Source organism: Longimicrobium sp. (genome assembly GCF_036554565.1).
Classification (GTDB): domain Bacteria; phylum Gemmatimonadota; class Gemmatimonadetes; order Longimicrobiales; family Longimicrobiaceae; genus Longimicrobium.
Window position 1 is genome coordinate 1 of the sequence record NZ_DATBNB010000750.1, and the last position, 5,432, is coordinate 5,432.

Annotated in this window: 4 protein-coding genes and 1 riboswitch; of the genes, 3 read left to right on the forward strand and 1 reads right to left on the reverse strand. The window is 71.5% G+C overall.

The genetic code is table 11. From position 1 onward, the window contains the following. On the forward strand, positions 1–498 hold a 498-nt coding region (locus VIB55_RS21165; RefSeq protein WP_331878660.1), incomplete at its 5' end, for a hypothetical protein. Positions 499–1,442: 944 nt separating this feature from the next. Beyond that, a riboswitch (cyclic di-GMP riboswitch) is annotated at positions 1,443–1,533 on the forward strand. 14 nt (positions 1,534–1,547) lie between these two features. After that, positions 1,548–2,678: a glycoside hydrolase family 26 protein gene (locus tag VIB55_RS21170; protein ID WP_331878661.1), complete on the forward strand. Its 1,131-nt coding sequence runs from the start codon at positions 1,548–1,550 to the stop codon at positions 2,676–2,678. A 728-nt stretch (positions 2,679–3,406) separates the two neighbouring features. On the opposite strand, the gene VIB55_RS21175 is transcribed toward VIB55_RS21170, so the two are convergent. Beyond that, complete coding sequence (locus tag VIB55_RS21175) at positions 3,407–4,948, reverse strand: DUF3131 domain-containing protein (protein WP_331878662.1); 1,542 nt, start codon at positions 4,946–4,948, stop codon at positions 3,407–3,409. A 258-nt stretch (positions 4,949–5,206) separates the two neighbouring features. Between VIB55_RS21175 and VIB55_RS21180 the strand changes: the two genes are divergently transcribed. Beyond that, positions 5,207–5,432, forward strand: a 226-nt coding sequence (locus VIB55_RS21180; protein ID WP_331878663.1) for a tetratricopeptide repeat protein, incomplete at its 3' end; no start/stop codon positions are given.

The window sequence follows — 5,432 nt, forward strand, 5'->3', positions numbered from 1 at the left end:
GCCGTGCACGAGCTTCAGCGCGGGGCCGGCACCACGTACGATCCCACGGTGGTCAGCATCCTTCGGCGGGTGCTGGCGCGGCGCGAGCTGTACGGGATCGGCTATGGCGTGGGCGGACGGGTAATGGTGGCGCATCCGCGCGAGCTTCGGTCGATGGACCTGGCGGGCCGGCTGCACGCCTCCGGCTTCGAGGCCGAGACGCCGGCCGCCGGCACGCTCCGGCAGCGGCTGCACGGCGACCTGCCCTTGGCGCTGATCGTGGGCGCCGAGCTCGCCGCCGCCGAAGCCGAGACCCTGCGCGAGCTTCGCGCGATCCCGGCCGCGGCGTGGATGCCCATCGTGGTCGTGGACGCAGACGACGCCGGGGTTCGCCCGTCGCTGCTGGAGGCGGGCGCGGACCTTTGCTTCGCCTCGTCGGCCACGTTCACGGAGGTAGGCGCCGCGCTCAACGCGCTCCTCCGCCGCCTCTCCACGCTGGCAGGCGGCACCGCGGAGTAAGTCGCGGTTCGTCGCCCCGCAGAAGCCCCTCCCCGCATCGCCGCGGAGAGGGGCTTTCGCCGTCCGCGCTGTCATCCCGATGGAGCGGCCACACCGTACCCTCAGCGTGGCCTAAACACCGCAGCGACTGAGGGATCCGCCACACAGTGACCGTAGAGCAACAGGGCCGCGGACAGGCTCGTACCTATCTGCGTGAATCCGCCGCTGGACTCGCCGTAAGCCCGGGCTTCAGCCGCACGCGTGTTAGGACCCCCGCGCATGCCAGCCGAAACGCAGTCGAATTCTCCCTTTCCCCTGCGCAGCGGGGGAGAGGGCCGGGGAGAGGGGGCTGCCGAGGCATGCGCCGGCAGCCAGTAGAGCCTCGGTCGAAGTGCTCCTCTCTCCCGCGCAGTTTCGGGGGAGGCCGGGAGAGGGGGCTGCCGAGGCATGCACCGACGTCCAATCGAACCCCAATCGAAGTTCTCCCCTCTCCCGGCGCAGTTTGCCGGGGGAGGGGCGGGGGAGGGGCGAGCCCGGCGGATGTGTCTCGAGTTTGGGTGCCTCGCTGTCGCGCCCCCGGGACGCGCCGGTTGGGGCCTCGATGTGGGGAGAGAGCGATGCGCTTCGGATGGTGTGTGGCGGATCCCTCAGTCGCTGCCAGGTATGGGGTAGCGGCTGGGGTCTCGGGGCCGCTCCTTCGGGATGACACAGGGGCGCCGGATGCGGGTGGTCGGCATCCTATGTAGCAGTGGCGTCACGGGTTACGCGGCGCTTGCAAAAGTCGCGGGCTTCCGCAAAATGCCACGCGGTTTGCAATCGGACCACGCCTGTCATTCCAATCTAAAACGCTCATCTGCAAGCACTTAGCTGCATCACCCGGGTGCGGAACGCGACGTGCCAGAGTGGTGCGCGGGCGCGGCTCCTCCGCGCTCGATGTTCCCGCCCGGAAAATCTCCCCGGGCACCGATCGATAATGGCAAACCCGTCGAAAGGCGGGGACGCAAAGCTACGAGGCTACCGCGGGATCGCTCCCGCCACGCCAGTCGGGCCGCCGAAGCAAGGTGCCATCCATGCGCAAGCTCTCGTCTCGTGTCTCGTCGTTCGCGTCCGTCGTTCTCGCCGGATCGCTCGTGCTCATCAGCGCGGCCTGCGACGGCGCGGGCTCCGTTACCGGCCCCGAGGACCCCACGAAGCCGGAGGCGCCGGTGACCCCCACCAGCGGCCCGTTCTTTCACGGCGCCTTCCTGGGCGAAGCCGACAGCAAGCCCGAGCGCATCGGCGCGGCCATCCGCCAGTACGGCGACATGGTGGGCAAGGCGCCGGCGCTGGTGAAGACCTACCACCCGGTGTCGTGCGACTTTTCCGCCACCGGCTGGTGCGGCAAGGTGCTGCGCGAGGTGAGCGCGGCGGGCGCCACCAACTTCGTCGCCCTGGACCTGCGCTGGAACGGCGCGCCGCAGTCCGGGCTGCTGGAAGCGATCGCCGCGGGCCGCGCGGATGCCGAGTTCGCGCGCATCGGCCGGCAGCTGGCGGCCGTCGGCGGCACGGTGCTGCTGGAGCCGGCGTGGGAGATGAACGGCAACTGGCAGTACGTGTGGCAGGGCGTGGAGAACGGCGGCGACCACAGCGCGCCGGCCAAGTACGCCGCCGCCTGGCGCCGCATCGTCGACATCTTCCGCCGCGAGGGCGCCAGCAACGTCCGCTGGGTGTTCAACCCCAACGTGGGCAACCCGCTGACCAACCGCGCCACGGGCCCGGCGCACTGGAACTGGTACGGCCACTACTATCCCGGCGACGCGTACGTGGACTACGTGGGCGCGCACGGCTTCAACGCGCCGCGGCTGCACGGCGGATCGTGGCAGGAGTTCGACGCCATGGTCGACGGCGCCGAGGCCGACCACATGCTTTCGGACCTGGCCTCGCGCTATCCCGGCAAGCCGATCATCATCGGCGAAGTGGCGAGCGACGAGGGCACGGGCGACGCCAAGGCCCGCTGGATCCGCGGGGCCTTTGCCCACATGCGCCGCCACCCCGCGGTCGTCGGCGCCGTGTGGTTCCACATGGACAAGGAAACCGACTGGCGCGTGAACTCCAGCGCCACGTCGCTGCAGGCCTACCGGGAAGCCGTTCGCGACGCCGGCGTGCTGGCCAGCTACAGCGACGTCTCGTCCCTCCGCCCCACGATGCTGGCGAGCAACTGAGGACGACAGCAACGACGGAAAAACGGGCCGGAGAGGAAGCCCTCTCCGGCGCGTTTTCTATTCCGATCAGGTCGCGCCACACACCCGAACCATCCCCACAGCGAGCCAGTCCACGAAGGTGGACATCGTGTGGTCGTTACAGCGACTTCAGTCGCCCGTGCGGGCCTTGGGCGGCTCCTCAGGGCGAGGATCAGGACCGAGGCCTGAAGTTCCGTGCCGCTGCCGCGCCCCAGCCAAGAGGCATCCGCGGCAAGATCCCACGGCCCTGCATGGTGTGCACTGCGGGCAGATTCAGTGCGCTCGGGCCTCTGGATGACAAATAGCGCCGGAGGCGGCACTCGGCGGGAGGACAGAGGTCAGGGCGTGCCCCATCGTTGTAGGCACACGGCAACAAGCCAGTCTGCGCAGGCAGACTTCGTGTGGTCGTTGCAGCGACTTTGGTCGCCCGTGCGGGCCTTGGGCGGCTCCCCCAGGGCGAGGATCAGGACCGAGGCCTGAAGTTCCCTGCCGCTGCCGCGCCCCAGCCAAGAGGCATCCGCGGCAAGGTCCCACGGCCCTGCATGGTGTGCACTGCGGGCCGATTCAGTGCGCACGGGCCTCTGGATGACAAATTGCGCCGAAGGCAGCACTCGGCGGGAGGACAGAGGTCAGGGCGTGCCCCATCGTTGGAGGCACACCGCAACAAGCCAGTCTGCGCAGGCAGACTTCGTGTGGTCGTTGCAGCGACTTCAGTCGCCCGTGCGGGCCTTGGCAGCGGGCTGAGCTCCCCGAGCAGTATCCCGCCGCGCCGAGTCCGGCCGGGCCGCACTCCGCCGCACCGAATCCCGCCTCACCGAATCGCGCCGGGCCGAGTCTGCCCGGGCCTGCTGGCGGACGATGGGCTTCGTCTGCGCGGGCTGAATGAAGGGCCGGCCGCCGCGCGCGTGGTAGAGCGCGGACTCCAGCACCACCGCCGCCGTGTTCACGTTTTGCCCACGCGTGGACGTGCGCGTTCCCTCGTACACGCCCGACGCCCATCCGCCCGCGCCCGAGCCGGCGGGAGCCACGGTCGCCACCGCGCGCTGCGTATACTCGCCCGGCAGCAGTGCGTGCCAGGCGAAGGCCGCCTTGGCGCTCACCCACCGCGGCTCCGAGATCCGGGTGCGCGGGTTCAGCACGTTCAGCGCGAACGGCTGCCCGTTGCCGACCACCGAGTAGTAGTAGAAGTAGTGCGGCGCGCGGGGAATGGCGTCCTCGCTGACGATCGTCACCTTCCCCGTCTGCCGGTACCGCGCCTCCTGCGCCGCCAGCATCCCCCGCGCCAGCTGCGCCATCTCCGGCGTCCATCCCACCTCCAGCCCCGCCAGGATCACCGGCTCGCTGGTCACGTGGTCGTAGCCCCGCTTGTCGGCCATCAGCGGAATGCCCAGCACGTTCACCGGGCGCGCGTTCTCGCGAAGGGAGAGCGCCTTTTCGGCCCTGTGCCCCCACAGCGCGAAGCCGGAGGCGGCGTACTGCTCGTACGGCAGCCGGCCCTCCTGGTAGCGCCGCTTGCGCCCGCTGCGGGGGGCGCGGTCCTCGCCGTACAGGTATCCGTCGTCCACCATGCGGTCCAGGTCCAGCCGCGCGGCCACCGCCCGCGCCGCCTGGGCGTGCCGGGGCTGCGTGGTGGCGATGATGCGAAGCCAGATCAGCACCCGCCCGATGTCCGTGGCCGACCAGCCGTAGCCGATCGCATCCGGCTCCTCGCGGTCGTTGCGGCCCGCGATGCGCCCCGTGGTCGTCGAATAGTTCTTGTTGAAGGCCGCGCCGTCGTACAGGCGCATGGTGTTCAGCGTCTGCAGCGCCCGCGCCATCCGCCGGTCGTACTCCTCGCGCTCCAGCAGCCCCAGCTCGGCCCCGGCGTAGAGCGCAGCCAGTCCGCTCCCCACGTCCCAGAGCGTGGCGTACGGATAGCCCGCCACCGAGTTCACCAGCCCCGTCCCCGGCTGGTACTGCTGCTCCACGTACACCCACGCGCGCCGGGCCGCGTCGGCATGGAGCGAGTCGTCGCCGGGGAGCGCGCGCCGGCCGGCCTCGGCGGGGGCGGCGGGGTGGCCCGCGGGAGGGGCGGGGCGCACGGGCGGGGAGGCGACGCGTTCGCCCCGGGGCGGGGGCGGCGCGGCCGGGAACTCGTCGTCGTCCTCGGGGCCGGAGGGCCACAGGGCCTGCACGACGAACACGCTGACCGCCAGGATCACGATGCGGTTCAGCCAGCCGATGGCCGCGGCGGCCGCCTCGTTGGGGCGCATGGGGACAGTTTTCTCGGGTTTTTGGCGGGCGTGCCGCCGGCGCGGGAGCCGGCCGGCGCCTGCCCAGCGCGCAGGAACCGTGCACGGGCGCGCGGTTCCGGGGCCCCGGAAGGCGCAAGGCTCTGGCGCGCCGGGGGTGCACCATGCCAGAATACATGCGAAAGGTCCGCGGCGCACGGGGCAACCGCCTCTCCCCGCGCTTCCGCCCACCGGCCCGGCGCCCCCCCGGCGCCCGGCACGCTCCCGTTCAGCGCCTTCATGGCCAAGGCCACCCTTCGCGAAATCCGCAAGCTCCGAGAAGCCTTCGCCCGGGATCCCGGCGGGGTCTTCGTGCAGCTCGCGGACGCGCACCGCCGGTACGGCGACACCGAAGAGGCCAGGCGCGTGCTGCGCGCCGGCCTGCTCCACAGCCCCGGCGACGCCAGCGCCCACGCCATGCTCGGCGAGCTGCTGGCCGCCCGGGGCCGCCACGGCGAGGCCGAGC